The organism is Hymenobacter psoromatis, from assembly GCF_020012125.1.
Classification (GTDB): Bacteria; Bacteroidota; Bacteroidia; order Cytophagales; family Hymenobacteraceae; genus Hymenobacter; species Hymenobacter psoromatis.
The window spans coordinates 3,608,086-3,629,852 of sequence record NZ_JAIFAG010000001.1; the positions used below are offsets into that span (position 1 = coordinate 3,608,086).

Consider the following 21,767-nt stretch of genomic DNA (forward strand, 5'->3'; position numbering starts at 1 on the left):
TTCCCAACGATGGCCCGACTCGCTACCTTCCTGCTTTGGAGCTGCTGGCTGCTGGGCCTGCGCGCCGGGCCCGCGCGCGCCCAAACCACCGATAACGGCCCCGGCGTGGCCGTGCCCAACGCGCCGGCGCTGGCCTCGCCGCCCCTACCCCCCCCTACCAGCCCCATCCCTGCCGCTGCCCCGCGCCGGCCGGTGCACCCGCGCGTGCTGCGCTTCGGGGCCGAGCCCGCCGGGCAGGCGCTGGTGCGCCGCCTGCACCCGCGCACCACGGTGCCCGACTCGCTCACCGCCCTGCGCACGGTGCGCGAAGTGGTGCTGGCCCTGCAAGCGGACTCCTACCTCACGGCCTCGGCCGACGAGCTGCATTGGAGCCACGACACGGTGCGGGCGCGCCTCTACGTGGGCGAGCAGTTTAGGTGGGCGTATTTGCACAATGGCAACCTGGGCGATGGCTTGTTAATCCGGGCCGGCTACCGCGAAAAGTTTTTCCGGCGCACGCCCTGGCGGCCCGCCGATTGGGTGGCCTTGCAGGAGCGCGTGCTCACGGAGGCCGAAAACCAGGGCTACCCCTTCGCCACGGTGGGGCTCGATTCGCTGCGCCTGACCGGGCGCGACATCGCGGGCCGGGTGGTGCTCAAGCGCGGCCCGGTGGTGTATTTCGACTCGCTGCAAATAGTGGGTACCACCAAAACCAAGAAGCGCTTCCTGACCAAATACCTGCAAATAGAGCCTGGCACGCCCTACAACCAGCAGCGCGTGGATGCCGCCGCCGCCCTACTACGCCAGCTGCCCTACGTACGCCTGCGCGCCGAGCCCGAGGTGCGCTTTGCCAGGGGCCGGGCGCGGGTATATCTGCTACTAGATGAGCGCTCCTCGAACCAGTTTGATGCCATTGTGGGGCTGCTGCCCAATACGGGCGGGGCCAGCGGGGTGCAGTTTACGGGCGACGTGACCATTGCCCTGCGCAATCTGCGCGGCGGCGGCAAGCAACTAGGCTTGCAGTGGCGCAAGGTCGATGCCCTCTCGCAACTGCTGGACCTCAGCTACTTGCACCCCAATATCTTTGGTACACCGCTCGAAGTAGGCGGCACCTTTAACCTCTACAAGCAAACCGGCAACTACCTCACCCTGCGCCCGCGCCTGCAAGTGAGCTACCCCACGGCGCGGGCCGGGCGGCTTACGTTTTTCGTGGAGCAGCGCAGCTCGCGCCTGCTACTCGACAGCGCCGCTTACGCTAGCCTCACGCAACTGCCCGACTACCTCGATTCAGAGTATACGTCCTACGGCGTGGGCTACTCGCGGGCGAATTTGGACGACCTGTTCTTTCCACACCGCGGACTGTTCCTGAGCGCGCAGGCGGGGGTAGGGACCAAAATTATTCGCCCCAACGCCTCCATCAGCGAGACGCTGTACGCGGGGCTGGGGCTGCGCTCCACGCAGTACAGCTTCAGCGGGCGGGCTGAGCACTACTGGGCGCTGGGCCGACAGACCGTAGTGCTGGCGCGGCTGCGCGGCGAGGGCTTGTTCAACCAGCAGTTTTTTCTTAATGACCTGTTTCGGCTGGGCGGCCTAAACTCGCTGCGCGGCTTCAACGAAAACCAGTTTTACACCAATGCCTACGGCGTGGGCACCGTCGAGCTGCGGCAGTTCACCGGGCCCGAGGGCTACGTATTCATCTTCGCCGACCAGGCGCTGTTGCAAGCCTACCAGGCCACCGACCTCAAGGTGAACGCCGTGGACAAGCCCACTGGCCTGGGCGCGGGCCTGAGCTTCCGCACGGCGGCGGGGCTGTTTCAATTTGTATATTCAGTGGGCCGCTCAGAGTTTTTAAACACCTCGTTTTCGCTCACTAATTCCCGGATTCACTTCGGGCTGACCAGTCGGTTTTAAGAGAGTTAAAAGTTAGGATTTTAGAGATGAAAGTTGTCTTTCCGCACTATTCAGCTCTTAATTTTAAACTCTTAACTCTTTACCCCAAATCCTGCCACTTCGGCGGCTTTTCGGCCAGGGTGTCATTAGGCACGTAAGTACCTGATTAAAAGCGCGTCATAACGTCTAGTTCTCAGCGTTTTCGGGGCTAGAATCAAGCTGGTACGGGGTTTGACTTAGTAGGGACGAAGCCATCTAAAAAGGCTCCTCCCTATGAAATTTATCAGCCGCGAATTTATCCGTTCTATCGCTCCGCAGCTCGACCTGCTCAACACCATTGGCGGGGGGGTAGCCCAGCCCAAGCTACGTATGAATGAGCGTCCTAAGGGCGTAGTGCTGCACGTGGCTATGCCCAGCGTGCCAGCCGAGAGCTTTCACGTCATGCTCAAGGATAGCAAGCTTACAGTATACGGCGAATTTCGTCACGCGCCGGAATCCCAGCTAGCTGCGCCGCTCTTCGTGCAAACCCTCGACCTGCCCCAGAACCTTGACCTGGCCGCCATCAATGCCTCGCACGAAAACGGTGAATTGCGCGTAGTTATTCCCTTCAAAGACCCGGCCGAGAGCCCCGCGCGTGAGATTGACATCCAGCCGGGCAGCTAAAGCTGCCCAGCCCGTCAATATGGCCGGGACCGACCGGCCCCTACCCCCTTTATAACGCCGGGACCGACCGGCCCTTTTGGTTTCACCCCATTGAGAGCCACTGCATAATGCAGTGGCTTTGTTGTTTTTAGGGAAGAATAATTTGTTATGGGCTTAGGAAGTAAAAGTCAAAAATAGGATGTAACCTTCTGTTATGCACTCCGCTAATCGCTATTATAAATGCAGCGAGCTTTCGGAGGTCAAATTTTGCGGCCTGCTGTGTCTATTTGTCCTGGATTTGATAGTTTCGAACGCGGCGCGGCTTACAAGCATGAGCGTGCGCCCGGTCAACGCGCTATACCTGTGCCTGCACCAGTTCTGCCCGTACCGGCCGAGCTAGACCGAGCGCCCGAACTTGATGAGTCGTACTTCGGCCCGCGCCGGGTGCGTGGCAAACGCGTGCGGGGAGTCAGTGGCAAAAAGATTATTTTCGGCCTGTTCAAGCGGGGCGACTAGGTATACACGGAAATCGTACCGGATTGCTCGAAAAATATTTTGCAGAGTATTGTTAGGGGTAAAAAGGGCCCCGCCGCGATGGTGAATACGGACGGCTGACGTGGCTAAGATGGCCTGCCGGACGTGAGCTACAGCCGCCAATGCCGGGTCCACCACGCCACGACACGTTTGTGCAAGGTATGGCCCATATCAACGGCATTGAGTCTTTCTGGAGCTTCGTCAAAAGTCGTTTGTAGCAGTTTGCTGGCGTGCCCAAGCATGTTTTTTTGTTACATTTGAAAAAATAAGAATTTTAATATATATTTTAATATTTACAACATATGTTTCTTAAAGAACTTTGTCAACGGCCCCTAAAATCTAGCTTTGCTTCCAAATTTCCTTTTTTAATAACACCCGCAGGTGCTAGCTCGCTGGTAAGCTGGCAGCACATGACACCTTTTAAATGATATTTTAAAATATTTCTTTCTATTTGATATCGAAGCATCTTGGCTTTCAACTAGAAGCAGACAACCAACCCGCCCGTTTAATTTTTGGACTAAACTTTTAACCAAGGTAGGTAGCAATGGCTGTGTAAAAGCCAGCCTATCTGCTTGGAAGAGTTCGTCGGCGGCCGCCCGCACGTTGGCATGGCCGATAGGATAATCAAAAAACATAAAAAAAGCTGCTTTCAACTATTCCCCGCTTCTTCCAATACGTCAATAAACTTTCGGGTGATGGTCTCGTTGCCAAAGGCTGCTAGGTGACCCGGCGCGGCAGCCCGGCACTGGGCCTGTTGCGTCGGGCTGTGCACCAAGTTAGCTGTCACCGTTATCAACGAAGCCAAGTTGCCCCGCTCAAAAGTGACGCCGGCGTTCCCAATAGCATCTGGAAGCCCGCCCCCATTTGAGGCAATCGGAATCAGGCCGCACGCAATGCCTTCGAGGGCGACAATGCCAAACGGCTCTTCCCAAGTGGAGGGAATAAATTGAAAGGTATGCCGGTTCAGCTCCGTTACCAGCGTCTCTCCCTTGAGTGGTCCCAAAAACCGGATGCGACTCGGCGCGGGCAAGCTCGCCGCCAAACTTTCCAGTAGCTCGCGGTCGGGGCCGGAGCCGATAATAGTGAGGGTAGCTTCCGCCAACTCCGGAATAGGATGAACAAAAACCATGTCACTGAAAGCACGAATGGCCAGTTCAACACCCTTATCGGAAACCAGTCGGCCCAGGAACACAAAATCCAGGTTGCGATGGTCAGATTGGCAGTTAAATAGCTGTTCCTCGTAGGAATTACCAATAACGATGGCCGGCGGCCAGCACCGCTGCTGCATGGCCTGGCTCACGGCAATAACTTTTTTGGCGTGCGCCAGCCAGCGAAATTTTAGTTTATCTACCAACGTAATCGTTCCGTCTGCACGGCTAATCCAGGTGTGTAACGTGATAACGGAGGGCTTGCCAAATAGAAGCTTGGGCCAGCTTAGGCGCATGCACGGATTATTCTCATACACGATATCGGCCCAGGCGTGCTGCTTCAGCATTTCGGCCACTGATGGCCGCCGGATGACCGGGTAGCGCAACGAGGATACCTCGCCCGCCGTCATCGTCATCAGGCGCACCTCATACCCAGCCTCCGCGAAGGCATTGGCTAGAAATTCGGAACTCGCCTCAATACCGCCAATCGCTGGCGAGAAAACGTGAGATAGAAAAAGGAGTTTCATGGCGATTAATGCCGTGCGATTAAAATAAGATTTACGCACGCTGGGCAGATTTCGGCAAAGATACACATTTATGCTAATGCAGAGTATCTATATTCACTACTTACTGGGTACGCCTAAAAACTACACATTTACGTCGGCCACCGGGCCTAGCGCTGCGCTACCAGAAACTCGCGCCCGTGGCAAAAAAACTCTACGAGGCTGGCCAGCAGTCCACCCGCCAGCTTATGAACTACCTCTAGGTTGACTCCCGCTGTACCCTCTACAAAGCCCTGTGCTTCGCCGGTTGCCAGATTAAAGAAAAAGGTCGTCGTTCTTACTACCAAAGCGGTTGACAAGGCCTTGCTATAATCCTTAGTCCAATTACCAACGCAACCCCTAATAGAACAGTGGAATGAGCAGCCCAAAACTCATCAATAAACTTAAGTAAAACCAGCCCATAACCTGGCCGCGGTAGCGGCGGGGTAGGCGGTTGCTGAGCACCAGCACTGCCCCGATAACCAGCGCCAGGTGCAGCACGATAAAGGCCGTCGTCTTGACCCAGTTACTGACGATGGTATTTTCAGGCTGGTACTGGTTGGCTTCGCCCAGCCCCGAGGTGAGGAAGCGCAGCAGCTGGAAAGCTGCCGTTTCGAACGCTACGAAGCAAACAAAGCCTACCAGCAGGGCGAGCGGCCCCGATTTTTCGCGTAGCTCAGCCATGTGGGGCAGAAGTGTGGAATGAAAATTGGAAAACAAAAAAGCCAGCCGCTGGCAACTAAAATCCTCACGGTAGCGACTGACCCAGCGCTTCGGCTGTACGCAAACGCACGTACAGGTCCTCGACCTTGGCCCGCGCCCAGGCCGTGCGTCGCAGAAAGGTGAGGCTGGATTTAACGCTTGGGTCCACGGCGAAGCAGTTGAGCCGGAGGCGCTCATCGAGGCCCGGAAAGCCGTAGTGCGCCACTAGGTACTCCAAGATGATGGCGAGCGTCACGCCGTGCAGCTCGCGGATAAGATGGCCGTTGGCGTCGCGGGCTTCAGACATAGGGATGGAGGCAGCGTAAGGAACCGGAACCCCACGGTTCGGCATTAAGCTTGCAAGCTACGGCCCCGGCTGGTATACGCGGGCCGGGCCACCGCGCGTTATTTTTGGCCTGCTGCCCTCATGCTTACGTCCGCCTCACCCCTGCTTGCCCCTACCCCTGCCCGCACACCGCGGCCGGGCGGCTGGCGGCGCTGGGTGCTGGCGGGCCTGCTGCTGGGGCTGTTGGGTGGCGGCACCTACTACCTGCGCCACCAGCGCCAGCTCAACCGCTACGCTCGGCGCACTTGGGCCACGCTCACTACGCGCTACCTCACGGGCCACGAAAGCACGCCGCTGCTGGCCGGCTACTCGGTGCACGGCATCGACGTATCGGCCTACCAAGGGCGCATCGATTGGCCTGAAGTGGCGCGGCAGCGGGTGCGGTTTGCCTTTATTAAGGCCAGCGAAGGGGCCACGCTGCGCGACGCGCGCTTCGGGCGCAACTGGCGCGAGGCCCGCGCCGCGGGCATTGTGAGCGGGGCCTACCACTACTTTTTACCTAACCGCGACGGCGGCCAGCAGGCGGCACTGTTTATTGAGACGGTGCCGTTGCGGCCCGGCGACCTGCCGCCCGTGCTCGATGTAGAGGCCCCGCGCTTTCACGACGTGGCTGACATGCGCCGCGCGGTGCGCGCCTGGCTCACGGCCGTGCAGGCGCACTACGGCGTGCGGCCCATTCTCTATTCCAATTATACTTTTTACCAGCGCTACTTGGCTGGGCACTTCGACGACTACCCCCTCTGGCTGGCCCACTACGAGGTGGCGCGCCCCCGCTTACCCGCCGAGCGCTGGATTATCTGGCAGCATTCTGACGAAGCTTACGTGCCGGGAATTCGGGGCACTGTCGATTTCAATGTCTTCCAGGGTAGCTACGAAGCCTTGCAGGCCCTGCGCCTGACAGCCCCTACCCCCCTCCAAAAAACCGCCCGGCCCGACCGCTCAACGGAGCGGCGGGGCCGGGCGGCCGACCTAGTGGAGCGCTAAGGCCAGACCTACATTTTGGTCTTCATCTTTTCGTCATCCATTTTCTCCTTGTGCTTCTTCCCGTGCATTTTGCCTTCTTTCATCTTGTCCTTCTTGTCCATTTTACCATCGGCCATCTTGCCATCAGCCATAGTGCCACTTTGTGCGGGGGTAGTGGCGGGGGTAGTCTGGGCGTAAGCGGTGCAGCAAAGGCCGGTTAGGGCAAGGGCGGCTACGAGTTTCAACGACTTATTCATACTAAGGAAGTGGAAAAAAGGGTTAGGAATGAATTCGGCCGAAAGATGAGCGTTTATTTCGAGATGCCGAGTGAAGGAAATATGAATACCTTAATTATGCACGTTAGCTTTCGCCGCTTTTACGGCAATGCCTTTTTAATAAGCAGCTTGCTTTTTTTCCTGGCGGCCTGTGGTAGCAGCAAATCCGCTTTCACGGAGTCGGGCCAGGGCTCCTACTACGCCGACAAGTTTGCGGGTCGGGCCACGGCCAGCGGGGAGCCCTACCGCCCCGGCCGGCTCACGGCGGCCCACAATACACTGCCTTTTGGCACTCGCATCAAGGTTACGAACGTGCGCACCGGCCGCTCGGTGAAGGTGGTCGTCAACGACCGGGGCCCGCACGTCAAGGGCCGCATCGTAGACGTGTCGAAGCGCGCCGCTCGCAAGCTGGGGCTGGTGCAGGCCGGCGTAGCGCCGGTGCGGATTAAGGTAATAAAGTAGGGTGCGGGGGCAAGCCCCGCACCCTACTTTACTTTGCGGCATGAACATTCGCAAGCACCTTACCTGGAGTCCCCCCGCCGAAGCCGCTAACCGCTTTGCCGCTCTGGCTAACTTCGTGCGCGCCGCCGAAGCCGAAGGCTGGTCCGATACCGAGATTCAGTTCATTATCGACGAGGTAGTGGAAGCTAAAGATGAGGCGGCCGGTATAGCCGTACTCGCCGACTACAGCCAGCCCTAATGGTTGTTCTTGGCCTGGGCTTTGGCCGCTTCTTTTGCGGCTTTTTCGCGCTCCTTTTCGGCTTTTTCGCGGGCTTTTTCCAGCTCCTTGCGTTTGCCGGGGTGTTTGAGGTCGTAGGCTACGAGCTTGCGCACGCTGTCAGCGTCTACTATTTCGCGTTTGGTGGTGAGGCGGCCGGTCAACGATACGTAGTCGCCCTCGGCCATCTGCGACAGCTCGCCGGTGGGACTGGTTACCTGGCCTTTAGGAGTTACGGTTGTGCCATTGAGTAGGCGCTTATCCTGCTCCAGGGGGCTAGTCAGGCCCAGCTCAGTAAGAACCGCACGGCCATCTTTCAGCGTGAGACCATCTTTTTCCATCACCCCGCTGGTTCTGGCGCGCACCGGGGCAACCCCAGTGCGGCGTGGGGCCACTACCCGGCGCGGGGCCAGTACGCGGCGCGCGGCAGCCGGCACGGCGGGGGTAGGAGGCTGAGTTTGAGTAGGTGAAGGCGACTGAGGCTGGGCTGGGGTTTGAGCATGGCCTTCGTGGGCTAGTAGCACCGCGCCCCCTAACAGTAGGGCCTTCATAACTAATTTCATCGACATAAACAGGGGAAAATAAAAAAATGACCTTTTTGGAGGTCATAATGTTCAAAACCGTGCCGAATATTCTTTTCAGCCTATTTACAGTAAACGAACTTTAACCTGGCCTAGTATCTCAAAAGGGGCAAGAATCTCATCTAGTTTTAATGCAAAATTGGTTCTACCCTTTTAACTCCCCTAAACCAACGCCCTAGCCCTCATCCCCGTTCAACTCAGGTACTGGCTACCCCATGCGCCTGACCTGGCACTTTCCGCGTGGGCGCACGGTCCTTATTCTTTTGCTACCAGCACCTACCCTCATGGATTACAAGGATTATTATAAAATCCTGGGCGTTGAGAAAAACGCCACTACTGAGCAGATTAAGAAGGCGTATCGCAAGCTCGCCCGCCAGTATCACCCCGATGTGAACCCCAATAACCCCGCGGCCGAGCAGAAATTCAAGGAATCCAATGAGGCCAACGAGGTGCTGTCGGACGCCGAGAAGCGCCAGAAATACGACCAGCTCGGGGCCGACTACCAGCGCTACCAGCAGGCGGGGGCCGGGCGCGGCGGCCAGGCCAGCGGGGGCTTCGACTGGAGCCAGTATGCGCAAGGCGGCGGCTTTGGCGGGGCGGGCGGGGGTAGCCCCTTTGGTGGCGGCGAGGGTGAAGACTTTTCCGACTTTTTCAGTTCGCTCTTCGGTAGCATGGGCGGTGGTGCGGCCGGGGGTAGCCGCGGTAGCCGCCCCGCGGCCGGCTCCGACTACCAAGCCGAGTTGGAGCTGACCCTGGCCGAAGCCTACGAAGGCGGCCCGCGCACGCTCACCGTCAATGGCAAAAATCTGCGCCTGACCATTCAGCCGGGGGTAGCCGATGGGCAGACCATCCGGCTGCGCGACCAGGGCGGCCCCGGCCGCAGTGGTGGGCCCAATGGTTCGCTACTCATTACGTTCCGCATTTTGCCTGATGCGCGCTACGCCCGCACTGGCGACGACCTCACCCAGGATGTGCCCGTGTCCCTCTACCGTGCCCTGCTCGGCGGCGAGCAAACCGTGGATACGCTCGGCGGCCCGGTCAAAATCAAGCTCAAACCCGAAACTGCCAACGGTAGCCGCTTACGCCTGCGCGGCAAAGGCTTCCCTATATACCGCGAAAAGGATAAACACGGTGACCTCTACCTGCGCCTCAACGTGCAGCTACCCACCAATCTCAGCGATGAAGAGCGTGGCCTTTTTGAGCAGCTGGCGAAGTTGCGCGACGAGTAGTTTCCGAGCCTCGGCGTTGCTGCCCTCTGCTTCTGTAAACTAAAAATCGCTTGCACTATATCAATTTAGCACAGTCATTCATTTAGAAATCAGCTATTAGTCATGGAAACCCGCGTTTTAATTCTGACTTTCCAAGAAGTTGATGCCCGCTATGGCTTGGGCAGCGCCGAATTGCGCCAGTTCGTAGACCTGGGCCTGCTGCGCCCCGCCCCTATCCCCGATACTATTGAGATAGAGGAGCCTGACGAGCTGCTACCCCGCTTGGCGCGCCTGCACCACGGCCTGGGCCTGGCACCCGAAGCCATCGACTTAGTGCTGCTCATGCGCCAGCGCCTGCTGAGCCTGCAAGCCGCCCTGGCCCTCGAAACCGCCCGCGCCCGGCAGCTCGAAGATTTCCTGCGCGCCACCGGGCCTTTGCTTAGTGACTAATGGGTAGGGAGGGTGATTTGCGTAATGTCGTTCTGCCAACTAAACGACATTACGCAAATCACCCTCCCTACCCATTAGCCACTCGCTACCCTACTGCCAGCGCCAGCAGCAGGCCGCCGAGCGTCGCGCCCAGCTTGGGCCAATTGAGACGGTGCTCGGGGCTGGTTTCAAAGAGAATAGTGGTCGAAACGTGGAGAAAAGTGCCCGCCACGAAGCCCAGCAGCGCCGCATACACGCCGCTGCCCAGCAGCTGCCGCAGTACCACATAGTTGCTAAAAACCAACCCCGCCGGCGAAGCCAGCGCGAAAAGCAGCAGCCAGGGCCACACCCGGCCAAAAGAACCCAGGCGGAGCCGCAGCAACGTGGCCAGCGCCACGGCCGCCGGCACATGGTGCAGCGCGATGCCCAGCACCAGCGCGTAAAAATGCCGGCCTACTTCGCCGCTGCCCGCACCCCGCACCAGGATGCTACCCTCCAATACAGAATGCACTACCAGCGCCAGCACTAGCAGCAGCGGCACCCTACCCCGCTCAGTAGCTACCGGCGCGTGCACATGGCCGTGCTCAATACCCTGCGATAGCACCTCCAGCAACAGCTGACCGAAGAAACCAGCCAGCATCCAGTAACCCACGCGGGCGGGCGTGGCAGGGAGCAGCGTCAGGGCTTCGGGCAGCAGGTGCGTGATGGTGAGCGTGAGCAGGTAGGCACCGCTGAATGCCAGCAAGGGCTTAAGCCACTGACCCGTGCGGGCGACCGGCACCACGCTCACCAGCCCGCCCGCCCCCAGCACAGCCGCAGCCAAAAGGAATATCGCAATCCACATAAGGAAACAAAACAAAAAGCTTGCATCAATGTTGCAAATATATTCGCAACATTGATGCAAGCTTGCTTAATAGCTGGTAATCAGCCCGCTTATCGCTGGGGAAGGCCGGTCTGTTCCTTGGGGGACATACCCGAGGGAGTTTTGGCCCCGTTCTTACTGCGCTTGCTGCTGCCGGGCTTAGTGGCAATGCCCTCCTGGGTATCGGCCGACATCACGGCGCTGGCCGTAGGGGCCTGACGCTCATCCAGGGTGGTAGCTGAGTTAACCGGATTCGTGATGGCCCCGCCCTTGGCTTGGTTGGGTGCGTCGGCGGTGCCCTGGTCAAAGTTGTCGGTGGGACGGGTGCCGGGTGCCACCAAGTCGAGGGATACCTTTTTATCGGGGCGCCAGTCGGAGGGCTCGCTGCTGCACGAAGCGAGCAGCACTACGGCGGCCGGAGCCAGGTAGGAAAGCAGCTTTTTCATAGGAAGCAAAAAATTATTAGCAAAAACTAAACGAAGGAAAATCTTAGCTGGCGGCTAGGCGGCCGGCGCGTCGGTCAACAACCCCTTACGGCGTAGCAGGGCCTCAAATAGCTTGCGGTCGTTGTCGTTATTAAACAAGCGCAGGGGCAAATGTAGGAATACAGGCACGTCGAACGTCGTCGCTATCCAGCGCCGCCAGGTGGCTAGCTCGGCCGGTGGGGCGGCCGGTTTCAGGTACAGTAAGTAAGCATCGGGCTCGCGGCGCACCCGCCCAATCTGGTCCCAGGGCAGGGCCATCGCACGCTGCTCGCTCTGGCGCAGGATGAGCTGGCGCGAGTCAGCCTCGTAGTTCATGCGCTCAAACAGGGGCTTGCTTTGCTCCATCTGCGTCACGCCCGATATTAGCGATGAGCGTAGCAGCACAAACGCCACCGTCAGCAGCACGCCCAGCAGCAGCCACCACCACGAGTGCCAGATGGCGGCCGGCAGTATTCCCACCGCCAGCGGAATGAGCGCGTACCACCACTGCTTGCGCCACACCTCGCCCATCGCAATGCGGGTGTAGGTATTGGGGTCAAACTGGTATTTCTTGGTCTTGATGGTGCCTGGCAAAGACTGCGGGGCCTGCTGCTGGCGGTAGCCGCCACCGCCACCGCGTTGGTTAGGATTATTCACGTTATGGAGGTGCTAATTTGTTGATGTGCTAATGTGCTGGTTTTGATATGCTGGCGTTCGGGAGGGCAGTGTTTGATGACGAAAAAAGCCAGCCTGCGTTATCCAGCCAGCCAATCAGCCCAATCAGCACATCAATCAATACGCTTTTAGGCTCAAATCCAGAATGCCAGCTGAGTGGGTGAGGGCCCCGACCGAGATGTAGTCTACGCCGGTGGCGGCTACTTCGGCCAGGGTTTGCTCCGTGATGCCCCCGCTGGCTTCGAGCGGCACGCGGCCGGCCACCAAGGCCACGGCCTCGCGCAGGGCGGCGGGGTCCATGTTGTCGAGCATGATGCGGGCCACGCCGCCAGCCGCCAGGGCCTGTTGCACTTCGGCCAGGTTGCGGGTTTCGACCTCGATGGGTAGCTCGCGGCCAGTACGGCGCAGGTAGGCGTGGGTAGCGGCAATGGCCGCCCCTACCCCCCCCGCGTAGTCCACGTGGTTGTCCTTGAGCATTATCATATCAAACAGCCCGTAGCGGTGGTTCACGCCGCCGCCGATGAGTACGGCCCACTTCTCGCAGAGGCGGAAGTTAGGCGTCGTCTTACGCGTATCAAGCAGCCGGGCTTTGGTGCCGGCCAGCAGCTTAGTCAGGTGCGCGGTATAGGTAGCAATACCACTCATGCGCTGCATACAATTAAGCATCAGGCGCTCGGCCGTAAGGATGCTGCGCGCCGGGCCTTCCACGGTGAAAGCAACGTCGCCGCGCCGCACGCGGGCTCCATCGGCGAGCAGCGCGCTCATCGTCAGGGCGGGGTCTACTTCCTGAAAAATCAGGCCCGCCAGCTGCACGCCGGCCAGCACGCCTTCGCCCTTCACCAGCAGCCGGGCGCGGTTGCGGGCCTCGGCCGGAATGGCGGCCAGGGCCGAATGGTCGCCGTCGCCCACGTCTTCGGCCAGAGCGGTGCGAATGAACGTGGTGAGCGCGGCGGGCGTGAGGTAGGGAGCGGGGTAGGCTGGCACCCCGCAAAGGTACGCCGGCCGGCCGGCGCATAAAGAACCCGACCGCGGGCGAGCGGTCGGGTTCTTAGCTACAAGGCTCAGGTGACTATTCCTTCGTAAAGTCGAGCGTATCTATGGTCGGCGTAGGCTGTTTGGGTTTGAGCTTAATAAAGACCTGATAATTACCGTTGCGGCCCACGTAGTGGCCCACCGCGTAGGGAATACCCTCGTTGCTGGAGCCTTGATGCACGATGTCGAAGCTGGCCGGCGGGTTTTTGGCGAAAAAGTTTTTCATCACCAGCTCGGTTTGGGTCGAATTATAGCTTTGTTTATCGCCATCGAACCCTACTTCTACCGATGGAGCCAGGTATTGGGCCAGGCCGCGCGACGAGCCGCTGGAGATTGCTGAGCGCACGGCCGAAAGTTGGTCCGAGGTTTGCGCTTTGGTACTCATTACCAGGAGGCACAGTAACCACCCGAATAACAGCACTTTAGTAAGAATTACTTTCATAAAATTCAGCTCCGCGACAGATTCGAAGGCGCTGGTCTAGGGTTAAGCCAAAACTATGCCAGTAGAAGCCAATTTGGGGACTTTCTGAAACCCTGCCAAACTCGATGGTCCTCCTACGGCCAGCCGGCGTTTTAGGGTGCGGGGCGTACTTTTGCAAGCATGAACAAGCAGGTACTACTGGTAATTCTGGATGGGTGGGGCATTGCCCCAAACGCGGAAGTTTCGGCCGTTGACCAAGCCCGGACGCCCTATTTTCACGACTTGCTGCGGCGCTTTTCGCACAGCCGCCTGCAAGCTTCGGGCGAGGCCGTGGGGCTGCCCGAGGGCCAGATGGGCAACTCCGAGGTGGGCCACATGAACATCGGTGCGGGCCGGGTAGTGGACCAGGAATTGGTACGCATTGGCAAGGCCATTCGGGAACGCAAGCTGGCCCAGGTGCCCGCTCTGCACGACGCGCTGACTTACGCCCAGCAGAACAATAAGCCGGTGCATCTTATTGGTTTGCTGTCAGATGGTGGCGTGCACTCGCACATCGACCACGTGAAGGCGCTCTGCACCATCGCCCACGAGGCGGGCGTGCGCCAGACGTTCGTGCACGCCTTCACCGACGGGCGCGACACCGACCCCAAGAGCGGCGTGCACTTCGTGAACGAGCTGGAGCAATACAACGAGCGCACGGGGGCCAAAATCGCCTCCATCGTGGGCCGCTACTACGCAATGGACCGCGACCAGCGCTGGGAGCGCGTCAAAATTGCTTATGATTTGCTAGTAAACGGCATCGGCACACCTTCCCAAAATCTGATTCAAAGTATTCAGGAACAATATAAAGACGGCGTAACGGACGAGTTTCTAAAGCCCATTGTGAAGGTGGGCGACGACGGGCAGCCGCTGGCCACCATTGAGGAGGGCGATGTGGTGCTGTGCTTCAACTTCCGCACCGACCGGGGCCGCGAAATCACGGAGGCGCTTACGCAGCAGGATTTCCACGCTTTTGAGATGCACCGCCTCAACCTGCGCTACCTCACCATGACGATGTACGACTCGACGTTTGTGGGCGTAACACCGATTTTTGAGAAGGACAATCTCGACAATACGCTGGGCGAAGTGCTGGCCGCGCACGGCAAAACGCAGCTGCGCATGGCTGAAACCGAGAAGTATCCGCACGTCACCTTCTTTTTTTCGGGGGGTAGGGAAAAAGAATTCGCCGGTGAAATGCGCATCATGCGGGCCTCGCCCAAGGTGGCAACCTACGACCTCGCCCCCGAGATGAGCGCCTACGAGCTGCGCGACGCATTGGTGCCAGAGTTGCAAGCCAAGTCGGCCGACTTTATCGTTATTAACTTCGCCAACCCCGACATGGTGGGCCACACCGGCGTGTTTGAGGCCGTGGTGAAGGCCGTAGAAACCGCCGACGCCTGCGCCCACGACGTAGTGGAAGCCGCCCTAGCGGCTGGCTACGCCACCATCGTCATCGCCGACCACGGCAATGCCGAGTTCATGCGCAACGCTGACGGCTCGCCCCACACGGCTCACACTACCAATCTGGTACCCTGCATCTTGGCTGATAATGACTACCGTGGCGCGCTGGCCGATGGTAAGCTCGGCGACATTGCACCTACCGTGCTGGCATTGATGGGCGTGCCCCAGCCGCCGCACATGACTGGCCAGAGCCTGTTGCGCCCCGCCGCCGGCTAGGCCAAACAAAAGGCATTATTTATTCTTTTTTGCAGTGTCCCGCACTAGTTCGCAGTGCGGGACACGTTGTTAAAATGGGTTGTAGAACAGGCTTTTATTTAGTAAGTGTGGCCGGGCTGGCGCTGCTGAGCGGCTGCGACCAGCCCACCACCGGCCCCGACCCGGCCCGGCCGGAAGCGCCGCACCACGCCGGCCCGTACTTCGACGTGCGCGGGCTGCTCGATGCGCAAGTGCGGCAGCTCGCCGCCCGCCACGCGAAGGTGGAGAAGCACGTTAGCCTGCGCGGCAGCGCCCCGGCCACTACCCGCGTGCCGCAAGTGAAATGGACCGATGAGCTGCAGATTTTTTACCAGGCCGACCTCAACAAAGCCGCCCTGCGCGGGGCCTACGCAGTAGATTCGACCGCCCTGCCCGGCGGGGCCGAGCGCCACACCTACCGCCGCCTGCCCGGCCACGCCAACGCCCCCGTAGTGCGCCTCGACGTGCTAAGCCGCGCCGGCCTACCCCAGCAAGTGAGTGCCACGCTGCGCCAGGATAACGCGCTGTTTTTTGGCCAAAAAACCTTGCAGTTGACGCTGCAAAACGGCCAGCTCCGCCAGTACGACGTGCGCGGCCTGCAAAAGCTCGTGCTCTTTGATACGCTACGTTACCAAACGCAAGCGTTGGTTCTCTAAGCTATTAAATAACCGCTCTGTAGAGTCTATTCTCCCAGCAGCGTGGCTACTACCCACCGGCGGCCGCCGTGGCGGCGGTGCTCGCCCAGGCACAGGCCCTGCCAGGTGCCTAGCAGCAGCCGGCCGTCGGCAATGGGCACCGTAACGGAGGTGCCCAGCATAGCGGCCTTGAGGTGGGCCGTCATGTCGTCGGGGCCTTCCAGGGTGTGCTGAAAGTAGGCGGCGTTGTCGGGCGCGAGGCGGCGGAAGTACTCCTGGAAGTCGCGCCGCACGGTGGGGTCGGCATTTTCGGTAATAAACAGGCTGGCCGAGGTGTGCTGAATGCAGAAGTTGGCGGTGCCCACGCGCATAGTTTCCAGCTCAGGTAGCTCGCTCAGCAGCAAGTCGGTGATGAGGTGAAAACCTTCGGCCACGGCCGGCAGGCGCAGGCGTTTTTGGATAAAGCGCATGGAGCTTCTACGCAGCCGTGGCTACTTGGTGGTTTCGTAGGCGCCCAGGTCGGGGGTAGCCGCGTTGCGGGGCAGGTTGGGCAGGTCGCGCGGTACGAAGGGGGGTAGGGCCGTTTTGCTGGCCAGCGCGGGCGAGCCGGGCGCCAAATGGTAGTCGTTGCTGCTGGCCGTGTTGATACGCACAAACATGGGGTCGTTGAATAAGTTGGCGTAGGCCGGAGCCGCCAGGCCAGCCAGCGCCGGCGTGGTAGTGGAGGCCGGTACGTCGGCGACACCCGCGTAAGCTTTGGTTTTCAACACCGAGTTTCTGATGCTGACCGCAGCCTTGTAATCATCGTAGTTTTCAACATTGAGCTCATCATCAATGGAGCCCCAGATAATGGAATTGCGCACATCCAGCACCGGCGACTGCTTGGTACTGACGCCGTTCGAGCCCGTTACCAGGTTGGTAACCGACAGCGAGGCCGTCTGACGCACGCCGGCCGCGGCCGGGTAATTAGCAATGGTACAGTAATTAAGCGAATCAATACCGCCCAGGCTTAGCACGGCATACTCGTAGCAGTCGCTGAAGAGCGTGTTGCTAACCGTCGCTTGCCCCCGGATATTGAACAGGCCCGCCCCGGTACCCAGGCTGCTGGCGGCACCCGCGAAGCCCACGCTATTGCCCGAGATGTAGCGGACCACCGAGTTTTGCAGGCGCAGGTCGGGCGGCACGCCACCATCGGGGTTGTAGAGCAGCAGGCCGATGGCCGCGTTCTGAATTTGGGCGTAGCGGATAACGTTGCCGTGACTGCCAGGCGTGAACAGAATGCCCGTCCACTGCCCAGGGGCGGTGGCGTACTGCGGCTCGCCGCTACGGTCGCCGGCGAAGCGCACAATGTTGGCGCTGCCGGCCTTCACGGTATCGGCCGGGCCAGTGCCAGGCGTAAAGTCGCTGTTTACCAGCAAAGTGCCTTCCACAACGAGCGCGGCCCCGGCGTGGGCGTAGATGCGCGTACCAGCTTTGATAGTGAGCTTGCAATTGGCCGGCACCACCACCGAGTTGTAGAGCACGTGCGGCCGGTCGTTGGTCCACACGGCGTTGCAGGGCAACGGTTGCGTACCATCGTGCAAATAGATATTCTGCCCGAATGAGCGCAACAGCACGTGCTGACTCTGACCGTTGGTACTGAAATTCAGGTTGTTTTCCTGCACGTAGGCCTTGGCGAGGCCATTCTGGCCGTTGTCCTTAAGCTGGGCGCGCACCAGAATCAGCAGGCTATCATTTCCCCTGATGTACAGATTAGTAGCTGTTTGCTTTAGGTCGCCGTTGATAATCAACGTGTAGGGCGAAGTGGCCGAGTTGTCGAGGCTCACCAAGTCCACGTTCACCGCCTTGGGATTATGGTTGTACACCCACAGCCGCTTCGTGACGGTGCGGATAGTTGTAAAAACCGTGTCAAACTTTACCGTATCAGCCGAAAAGGCCAGGCCGCCGGTGGTTTGCAGCTCTTCCTCGCGCGGCTTGCAGCCGGGCAGCACCACGCTAAGCGCGCCGCTAACGAATAAAAGCAGGGGTAGGAAGTAGCGAAGTTTAAGCACGGGAGCGTAACGGTGAAAAATCGTCTGTCATTGCGAGTGCAGCGAAGCAATCGCACCAGAACGACCTCATCAGAACAAAAAGATGCGAACCATTACGTTCTGATGCGATTGCTTCGCTGCGCTCGCAATGACAGACGATTTTCGGATGCCTTACGACACGCCCACTTTCAGGCGCTCGGCGCTTTCGGCCAGGCGCAGCTGCTCCACAAAGTCGTCGATGTTGCCGTCCATCACGTTGGGCAGGTTGTGCACGGTGTAGCCGATGCGGTGGTCGGTGACGCGGCCCTGCGGATAGTTGTAAGTACGGATTTTATCGGAACGGTCGCCGCTGCCAATCATGCTTTTACGAATGGCACCTTCGGCTTCATTCTTCTTGGCCAACTCGATTTCGAAGATGCGCGAGCGCAGCACGGCCAGCGCCTTATCGAAGTTTTTGAGCTGTGATTTCTGGTCCTGGCACTGGGCCACAATACCAGTCGGGATGTGCGTGAGGCGCACGGCCGAGTACGTCGTGTTTACCGACTGCCCGCCGGGGCCGGATGACATGAACAAATCCTTGCGAATATCATTCATATCCAGGTCAATATCGAATTCCTCCGCCTCGGGCATTACCACGATAGAGGCTACCGACGTGTGGATGCGGCCCTGGGTTTCGGTGGCCGGCACGCGCTGCACGCGGTGCACGCCGCTTTCAAACTTGAGCTTGCCGTAGACGTCCTCGCCCTTCACGGCCAGCACAATTTCCTTGTAGCCGCCGGCGGTGCCATCCATCGCGTCCACCAATTCCATTTTCCAGCCCTGCTTTTCGGCAAAGCGCAGGTACATGCGCTGCAAGTCGCCGGCAAAGAGCGAGGCCTCGTCGCCGCCCGCGCCGGCCCGAATTTCCATAATCACGTCCTTCGAGTCGTTGGGGTCCTTCGGAATCAACAATTCCTTGATGGCCACCTCCATGCGGTCGGCCTCGGGCACCAAGTCATCAAGCTCGGCCTTGGCCATTTCGCGGAAATCCTCGTCCTTTTCGGTCGATACCACCTGGCGGGCACCTTCTATATTGCTGAGCACCTGCTGATAAGCCCGGTAAGCGGTCACGATTTTGCCCAGTTCTTTAAATTCTTTATTCAAACCCTTGAAGCGCTTCATGTCGCTCATCACCTCGGGCTGCATCAGCTCGTGGTTCACGGTATCGTAGCGCTCGCGGATGGCTTCGAGTTTATCCAGCATTTTGTGGTCGGAAAAAATAGTCAGTAGTTTGCAAAGATACGGCGGTGTAACACCGTCCTTTGCGGTCGGCGTTCCGCGCCAATTCTTTACGCTGGCCGAAGCTTGCGCTTTTCGCAATGCCCGGCCCCTACCCCCCCTGGCGGCGCCGCCTGCGGCCCGCCGGGCGTTCGACACCAGAGAGTATGCAAGTCTTGAAGTTTGGGGGCACGTCGGTGGCCTCCGCCGAAAACATCGGGAAAGTGATGGCCATCGTGAAGCGCGCGCTGGCTCAGGGGCCTGTGGTGCTGGTGGTATCGGCGCTGGGCGGCACCACCGATGCCCTCATTAACGCCGGCCGCGCGGCGGCCAGCGGCAACGAGAGCTTCCGCCAGACGCTGCGCCAGCTCGAAGCCCGCCACCTCACCGCCGCCGAGGCGCTGCTCCCTACCCCCCCCGCGCAGGCCGACGTGCAGCCCTGGCTCACCGCCCAGTTTGCGAAGCTGGCCCTGCTGGCCGACGGCATTTTTGCGCTGGGCGAGCTCTCGCCGCGCACCCTGGACCGGCTGATGAGCTACGGCGAACTGCTGTCGTCGCGCCTGGTGGTGGCCGCGTTTCAGGCGCGGGGCGTAGCCGCCGCCTGGGCCGATAGCCGGCAGCTCATCCGCACCAACTCGCGCTTCGGCATGGCGCAGGTAGACGAGGCCACGACGGGCAAGCTGGTGGCTGAATTTCAGAAACAAACCACTGATAATCTGTGGGTAGCGCCCGGCTTTATCGCCGCCGATGCCCAGGGCCACACCACCACGCTGGGCCGGGGCGGCTCGGACTACACGGCGGCCATTCTAGCGGCCGCGCTGAATGCCAAGAAGCTCGAAATCTGGACCGACGTGAGCGGCATGCTCACCGCCGACCCGCGCCTGGTGCGCTCGGCGCGGCCCATTGCGCGCATCAGCTACGAGGAAGCGATGGAATTATCGCACTTCGGGGCCAAGGTGCTATACGCGCCCACGGTGCAGCCCGTGCGCCAGCGCGGCATCCCGATGTGGATTAAAAATACCTTCGCGCCCACCGATTACGGCACGCTGGTGGAAGTAGCACCGCCGCCCAGCCTGGGGGTAGTACGCGGACTGTCGAGCATTGGCCACTTGGCGCTGCTGAACCTGGAAGGCAGCGGCATGGTGGGCGTGCCGGGCTTTTCGGCGCGGCTGTTTGCGGCGTTGGCGCGGGCGCGCATCAACGTGGTACTCATCACGCAGAGCTCTTCTGAACATAGCATTTGCGTGGGCGTGAGCGAGGGCGATGTGCCCACCGCGCAGGGGGTAGTAAACGAGGAATTTGCCGCCGAAATAGCCGCCAGCCGCCTGGAGCCGCTACGGCCCGAAACCGGCTTGGCGATAGTGGCACTGGTGGGCGACAACATGCGCAACCACCCCGGCATCAGCGGCCGCTTGTTTAGCGCACTGGGGCACAATGGGGTGAATATCCGGGCCATTGCGCAGGGCGCGAGCGAGCGCAATATTTCGACCGTGATTCGGGCCGACGACGTGCGCAAGGCCATCAACGTGCTGCACGAGGAGTTTTTTGAGGCGACGTATAAACAGGTGAACCTCTTTATCTTAGGTCCTGGCAACGTGGGCGGCAAGCTACTGGGCCAGTTGGCGCAGCAGCAGCAATACCTGCGCGAAAAGCTGGGCCTCGACCTGCGCGTGGTGGCCATTGCCAACAGCCGCCACTGCCTCGTGAGCGACGAAGGCGGCCTCGACCTGCGTACCTGGCCCGAGGATTTGGATAAGGCCTCCAAGCTGCTGCTGGAAGAGTTTACCCAGCTCATTATCAGCAAGAACCTGCGTAACTCCATCTTTGTGGACGTGACGGCCAACCCGGCCGCCGCCGGGCAGTACGCGCCGCTGCTCGCCAAGAGCATCGCCGTGGTGGCTTGTAATAAGGTGGCCGCCTCGGCCGAGTACGCCAGCTACCGCCAGCTCAAGCAATTGGCCCAGGATTTCAACACGAAATACCTGTTTGAAACCAACGTGGGCGCGGCCCTACCCGTCATCGGCACGCTCGGTGACCTCACGCGCAGCGGCGACGTGGTGCGCCGGATGCATGCCGTGCTGTCGGGCACGCTCAACTTTGTGTTCAATAATTACGACGGCTCGCGGCCCTTTGCCGAGGTGGTGCGCCAAGCCCAGGACGAGGGCTACACCGAGCCCGACCCGCGCCTCGACCTCAACGGCTCGGACGTGGCCCGCAAAATCCTCATTCTAGCCCGCGAGGCCGGCCAGCACATGGAAATGAGCGACGTAGCTAATGAGAGCTTCCTACCCCCCTCCTGCCTCGACGGCGACGTGGCGGCCTTTTATGAGCAGCTGGCGGTGCACGAGCCGCACTTCCGCGCCCTCTACGACGCGGCCGCGGGCCAGGGCAAGCGCCTCAAGTTCGTGGCCCAGTACGCCGATGGCCACGCCTCGGTGGGCTTGCAGCAAATCGCGCCCGGCCACGATTTGTACGAGCTGCGCGGCAAGGACAACGTGGTGCTCTTCTACACCGACCGCTACCCCGAGCAGCCGCTGGTAGTGAAGGGCGCTGGGGCCGGGGCGGAGGTCACGGCCTCGGGCGTGTTTGCCGATATTATTCGCGCCGCCCGCTTGTAGCGTGGACTCTGTCGAGTCCGCGCGTGGGCAAGTCGCCCGCACCAGCTACCCCCACATCGCCTGATTTTTCATTACACGCGGA

At 60.1% G+C, this 21,767-nt stretch carries 24 protein-coding genes; 11 read left to right on the forward strand and 13 right to left on the reverse strand.

What is annotated here, in order from left to right:
- Nucleotides 1-9: 9 nt before the first annotated feature.
- The 3 genes from LC531_RS15550 to LC531_RS15560 all read left to right on the forward strand — a co-directional run bounded on the left by LC531_RS15550 (nt 10) and on the right by LC531_RS15560 (nt 3,027).
- Nucleotides 10-1,890: a BamA/TamA family outer membrane protein gene (locus LC531_RS15550; protein WP_223651829.1), complete on the forward strand. Its 1,881-nt coding sequence runs from the start codon at nt 10-12 to the stop codon at nt 1,888-1,890.
- A 252-nt stretch (nt 1,891-2,142) separates the two neighbouring features.
- Nucleotides 2,143-2,532: an Hsp20/alpha crystallin family protein gene (locus LC531_RS15555; protein ID WP_223651831.1), complete on the forward strand. Its 390-nt coding sequence runs from the start codon at nt 2,143-2,145 to the stop codon at nt 2,530-2,532.
- Nucleotides 2,533-2,874: 342 nt separating this feature from the next.
- The gene (locus tag LC531_RS15560) at nt 2,875-3,027 is read left to right on the forward strand and encodes a hypothetical protein (RefSeq protein ID WP_223651833.1); all 153 of its coding nucleotides are present in this window, start codon (nt 2,875-2,877) and stop codon (nt 3,025-3,027) included.
- Nucleotides 3,028-3,694: 667 nt separating this feature from the next.
- Here the strand turns inward: LC531_RS15560 and LC531_RS15565 are convergent.
- The 3 genes from LC531_RS15565 to LC531_RS15575 form a co-directional block, all read right to left on the reverse strand.
- Complete coding sequence (locus tag LC531_RS15565) at nt 3,695-4,720, reverse strand: glycosyltransferase family 4 protein (protein ID WP_223651835.1); 1,026 nt, start codon at nt 4,718-4,720, stop codon at nt 3,695-3,697.
- Nucleotides 4,721-5,095: 375 nt separating this feature from the next.
- Entirely contained in the window at nt 5,096-5,419 is a 324-nt protein-coding gene (locus LC531_RS15570; RefSeq protein ID WP_223651837.1) for a hypothetical protein, read from the reverse strand.
- Nucleotides 5,420-5,483: 64 nt separating this feature from the next.
- Nucleotides 5,484-5,744, reverse strand: a complete 261-nt coding sequence (locus tag LC531_RS15575) for a VF530 family protein (RefSeq protein ID WP_223651845.1) — start codon at nt 5,742-5,744, stop codon at nt 5,484-5,486.
- A 120-nt stretch (nt 5,745-5,864) separates the two neighbouring features.
- Here LC531_RS15575 and LC531_RS15580 point away from each other — a divergent pair, with 120 nt between their 5' ends.
- Nucleotides 5,865-6,767: a glycoside hydrolase family 25 protein gene (locus LC531_RS15580; RefSeq protein ID WP_223651847.1), complete on the forward strand. Its 903-nt coding sequence runs from the start codon at nt 5,865-5,867 to the stop codon at nt 6,765-6,767.
- Nucleotides 6,768-6,775: 8 nt separating this feature from the next.
- Here the strand turns inward: LC531_RS15580 and LC531_RS15585 are convergent, their stop codons facing one another.
- On the reverse strand, nt 6,776-7,003 hold the full coding sequence (locus tag LC531_RS15585; protein ID WP_223651848.1) for a hypothetical protein: 228 nt from the start codon (nt 7,001-7,003) through the stop codon (nt 6,776-6,778).
- 96 nt (nt 7,004-7,099) lie between these two features.
- Between LC531_RS15585 and LC531_RS15590 the strand changes: the two genes are divergently transcribed.
- Complete coding sequence (locus LC531_RS15590; protein WP_223651857.1) at nt 7,100-7,483, forward strand: septal ring lytic transglycosylase RlpA family protein; 384 nt, start codon at nt 7,100-7,102, stop codon at nt 7,481-7,483.
- Between the two features lie 40 nt (nt 7,484-7,523).
- Nucleotides 7,524-7,721 carry a hypothetical protein gene (locus LC531_RS15595; RefSeq protein ID WP_223651859.1) on the forward strand — a complete coding sequence of 66 codons (198 nt, stop codon included), beginning with the start codon at nt 7,524-7,526 and terminating at the stop codon, nt 7,719-7,721.
- On the opposite strand, the gene LC531_RS15600 is transcribed toward LC531_RS15595, so the two are convergent.
- Nucleotides 7,718-8,308 carry a DUF6799 domain-containing protein gene (locus LC531_RS15600; RefSeq protein WP_223651861.1) on the reverse strand — a complete coding sequence of 197 codons (591 nt, stop codon included), beginning with the start codon at nt 8,306-8,308 and terminating at the stop codon, nt 7,718-7,720. The genes LC531_RS15595 and LC531_RS15600 overlap by 4 nt on opposite strands.
- 296 nt (nt 8,309-8,604) lie before the next feature.
- Between LC531_RS15600 and LC531_RS15605 the strand changes: the two genes are divergently transcribed.
- Together LC531_RS15605 and LC531_RS15610 are read left to right on the forward strand one after the other, a co-directional pair.
- On the forward strand, nt 8,605-9,549 hold the full coding sequence (locus LC531_RS15605; RefSeq protein WP_223651863.1) for a DnaJ C-terminal domain-containing protein: 945 nt from the start codon (nt 8,605-8,607) through the stop codon (nt 9,547-9,549).
- Nucleotides 9,550-9,651: 102 nt separating this feature from the next.
- Complete coding sequence (locus LC531_RS15610; RefSeq protein WP_223651865.1) at nt 9,652-9,978, forward strand: hypothetical protein; 327 nt, start codon at nt 9,652-9,654, stop codon at nt 9,976-9,978.
- 85 nt (nt 9,979-10,063) lie between these two features.
- On the opposite strand, the gene LC531_RS15615 is transcribed toward LC531_RS15610, so the two are convergent.
- The 5 genes from LC531_RS15615 to LC531_RS15635 form a co-directional block, all read right to left on the reverse strand.
- Nucleotides 10,064-10,801 (reverse strand): ZIP family metal transporter, encoded by a 738-nt coding sequence (locus LC531_RS15615; RefSeq protein WP_223651867.1) that lies wholly within the window; start codon nt 10,799-10,801, stop codon nt 10,064-10,066.
- Between the two features lie 89 nt (nt 10,802-10,890).
- A complete protein-coding gene (locus tag LC531_RS15620; RefSeq protein ID WP_223651869.1) occupies nt 10,891-11,265 on the reverse strand; it encodes a hypothetical protein in 375 nt (124 codons plus the stop codon).
- A 54-nt stretch (nt 11,266-11,319) separates the two neighbouring features.
- Nucleotides 11,320-11,940: a YcxB family protein gene (locus LC531_RS15625; RefSeq protein ID WP_223651871.1), complete on the reverse strand. Its 621-nt coding sequence runs from the start codon at nt 11,938-11,940 to the stop codon at nt 11,320-11,322.
- A 135-nt stretch (nt 11,941-12,075) separates the two neighbouring features.
- On the reverse strand, nt 12,076-12,942 hold the full coding sequence (nadC, locus tag LC531_RS15630; RefSeq protein ID WP_223651873.1) for a carboxylating nicotinate-nucleotide diphosphorylase: 867 nt from the start codon (nt 12,940-12,942) through the stop codon (nt 12,076-12,078).
- 85 nt (nt 12,943-13,027) lie between these two features.
- Nucleotides 13,028-13,375: a DUF4783 domain-containing protein gene (locus LC531_RS15635; protein WP_223651876.1), complete on the reverse strand. Its 348-nt coding sequence runs from the start codon at nt 13,373-13,375 to the stop codon at nt 13,028-13,030.
- 216 nt (nt 13,376-13,591) lie between these two features.
- On the opposite strand from LC531_RS15635, the gene gpmI reads away from it, so the two are divergent.
- The gene (gene gpmI, locus LC531_RS15640) at nt 13,592-15,127 is read left to right on the forward strand and encodes a 2,3-bisphosphoglycerate-independent phosphoglycerate mutase (protein ID WP_223651879.1); all 1,536 of its coding nucleotides are present in this window, start codon (nt 13,592-13,594) and stop codon (nt 15,125-15,127) included.
- A 107-nt stretch (nt 15,128-15,234) separates the two neighbouring features.
- Nucleotides 15,235-15,801 carry a hypothetical protein gene (locus LC531_RS15645; protein ID WP_223651881.1) on the forward strand — a complete coding sequence of 189 codons (567 nt, stop codon included), beginning with the start codon at nt 15,235-15,237 and terminating at the stop codon, nt 15,799-15,801.
- A 26-nt stretch (nt 15,802-15,827) separates the two neighbouring features.
- Here LC531_RS15645 and LC531_RS15650 read toward each other — a convergent pair whose 3' ends face one another.
- The 3 genes from LC531_RS15650 to prfA form a co-directional block, all read right to left on the reverse strand.
- Nucleotides 15,828-16,250, reverse strand: a complete 423-nt coding sequence (locus tag LC531_RS15650) for a secondary thiamine-phosphate synthase enzyme YjbQ (RefSeq protein ID WP_223651883.1) — start codon at nt 16,248-16,250, stop codon at nt 15,828-15,830.
- 21 nt (nt 16,251-16,271) lie between these two features.
- Nucleotides 16,272-17,831, reverse strand: coding sequence for a hypothetical protein (locus tag LC531_RS15655; protein ID WP_223651885.1), 1,560 nt, complete (start codon nt 17,829-17,831; stop codon nt 16,272-16,274).
- A gap of 150 nt (nt 17,832-17,981) precedes the next feature.
- Complete coding sequence (prfA, locus tag LC531_RS15660) at nt 17,982-19,052, reverse strand: peptide chain release factor 1 (protein WP_223651887.1); 1,071 nt, start codon at nt 19,050-19,052, stop codon at nt 17,982-17,984.
- A gap of 182 nt (nt 19,053-19,234) precedes the next feature.
- Between prfA and thrA the strand changes: the two genes are divergently transcribed.
- The gene (gene thrA, locus LC531_RS15665) at nt 19,235-21,685 is read left to right on the forward strand and encodes a bifunctional aspartate kinase/homoserine dehydrogenase I (protein ID WP_223651889.1); all 2,451 of its coding nucleotides are present in this window, start codon (nt 19,235-19,237) and stop codon (nt 21,683-21,685) included.
- Nucleotides 21,686-21,767: the final 82 nt, after the last annotated feature.

Excerpts from the sequence above, each read along its gene's own strand:
- LC531_RS15550 (WP_223651829.1), top strand. The coding sequence starts at position 10 with ATGGCCCGACTCGCTACCTTCCTGCTTTGGAGCTGCTGGCTGCTGGGC.
- LC531_RS15555 (WP_223651831.1), top strand. The coding sequence starts at position 2,143 with ATGAAATTTATCAGCCGCGAATTTATCCGTTCTATCGCTCCGCAGCTC.
- LC531_RS15565 (WP_223651835.1), bottom strand. The coding sequence starts at position 4,720 with ATGAAACTCCTTTTTCTATCTCACGTTTTCTCGCCAGCGATTGGCGGT.
- LC531_RS15570 (WP_223651837.1), bottom strand. The coding sequence starts at position 5,419 with ATGGCTGAGCTACGCGAAAAATCGGGGCCGCTCGCCCTGCTGGTAGGC.
- LC531_RS15575 (WP_223651845.1), bottom strand. The coding sequence starts at position 5,744 with ATGTCTGAAGCCCGCGACGCCAACGGCCATCTTATCCGCGAGCTGCAC.
- LC531_RS15580 (WP_223651847.1), top strand. The coding sequence starts at position 5,865 with ATGCTTACGTCCGCCTCACCCCTGCTTGCCCCTACCCCTGCCCGCACA.
- LC531_RS15585 (WP_223651848.1), bottom strand. The coding sequence starts at position 7,003 with ATGAATAAGTCGTTGAAACTCGTAGCCGCCCTTGCCCTAACCGGCCTT.
- LC531_RS15590 (WP_223651857.1), top strand. The coding sequence starts at position 7,100 with ATGCACGTTAGCTTTCGCCGCTTTTACGGCAATGCCTTTTTAATAAGC.
- LC531_RS15595 (WP_223651859.1), top strand. The coding sequence starts at position 7,524 with ATGAACATTCGCAAGCACCTTACCTGGAGTCCCCCCGCCGAAGCCGCT.
- LC531_RS15600 (WP_223651861.1), bottom strand. The coding sequence starts at position 8,308 with ATGTCGATGAAATTAGTTATGAAGGCCCTACTGTTAGGGGGCGCGGTG.
- LC531_RS15605 (WP_223651863.1), top strand. The coding sequence starts at position 8,605 with ATGGATTACAAGGATTATTATAAAATCCTGGGCGTTGAGAAAAACGCC.
- LC531_RS15610 (WP_223651865.1), top strand. The coding sequence starts at position 9,652 with ATGGAAACCCGCGTTTTAATTCTGACTTTCCAAGAAGTTGATGCCCGC.
- LC531_RS15615 (WP_223651867.1), bottom strand. The coding sequence starts at position 10,801 with ATGTGGATTGCGATATTCCTTTTGGCTGCGGCTGTGCTGGGGGCGGGC.
- LC531_RS15620 (WP_223651869.1), bottom strand. The coding sequence starts at position 11,265 with ATGAAAAAGCTGCTTTCCTACCTGGCTCCGGCCGCCGTAGTGCTGCTC.
- LC531_RS15635 (WP_223651876.1), bottom strand. The coding sequence starts at position 13,375 with ATGAGTACCAAAGCGCAAACCTCGGACCAACTTTCGGCCGTGCGCTCA.
- gpmI (WP_223651879.1), top strand. The coding sequence starts at position 13,592 with ATGAACAAGCAGGTACTACTGGTAATTCTGGATGGGTGGGGCATTGCC.
- LC531_RS15650 (WP_223651883.1), bottom strand. The coding sequence starts at position 16,250 with ATGCGCTTTATCCAAAAACGCCTGCGCCTGCCGGCCGTGGCCGAAGGT.
- prfA (WP_223651887.1), bottom strand. The coding sequence starts at position 19,052 with ATGCTGGATAAACTCGAAGCCATCCGCGAGCGCTACGATACCGTGAAC.
- thrA (WP_223651889.1), top strand. The coding sequence starts at position 19,235 with ATGCAAGTCTTGAAGTTTGGGGGCACGTCGGTGGCCTCCGCCGAAAAC.